This is a genomic window from Yersinia sp. 2542 StPb PI (genome assembly GCF_048593855.1).
GTDB lineage: Bacteria > Pseudomonadota > Gammaproteobacteria > Enterobacterales > Enterobacteriaceae > Yersinia > Yersinia enterocolitica_E.
This window is the reverse complement of the sequence record NZ_JAZGQA010000491.1, coordinates 1-560: the sequence shown is the minus strand read 5'-3', so window position 1 is coordinate 560 and position 560 is coordinate 1. Positions and strand designations below refer to the sequence as shown.

The following is a 560-nucleotide window of genomic DNA, read 5'->3' as shown; positions in this document are numbered from 1 at the left end:
CCAGTGCGGACTTATGTCTTTCTCTTTCAAAATACTATTGAATGATGTGCTATACCAACAGTCAGAAGACTCAGTAATAAGGGTTTACCGTTCTATTCCCTCACTGATAAAAAATATGGATGGGAAACTCAAGCTGATGCTACTTGACATTACTGGATTCAAACATAGTGAAGTTCATGATCTATTAATTAAAATAAAGTCAGCCCACAATGTAGGGATTATTTTATTTTGTGACAACTACTCTGATCTGTCTAACCTCCCTAATATATATCATGCAGTCATATACAGAAAAAGTAATATTCCTTACATCAAAAAAACAATAGGGACAATATGTCACAACCGCTATGACGGTCATTTCATACCGCTTGATGACGATAATCTGGTTAAAAATAAATTAACTAAACGAGAAAATGAAACATTACAATGTATTATATCAGGTTTAAATTCTGTTCAGATTTCAAAGAAGTTATCACTCAGTTATAAAACCGTCAGTGGCTATCGTCGTAGTATCTGTAGAAAATATGGCATTAACAACTTAAATGTTTATTATTTAAAATATA

1 protein-coding gene is annotated in these 560 nt (G+C 32.0%); it reads left to right on the top strand.

Annotated features, from left to right (window positions below; genetic code table 11):
- Positions 1-13: 13 nt before the first annotated feature.
- The coding region (locus tag V1952_RS22440; RefSeq protein WP_420075622.1) for a response regulator transcription factor at positions 14-560 on the top strand (547 nt) is incomplete at its 3' end.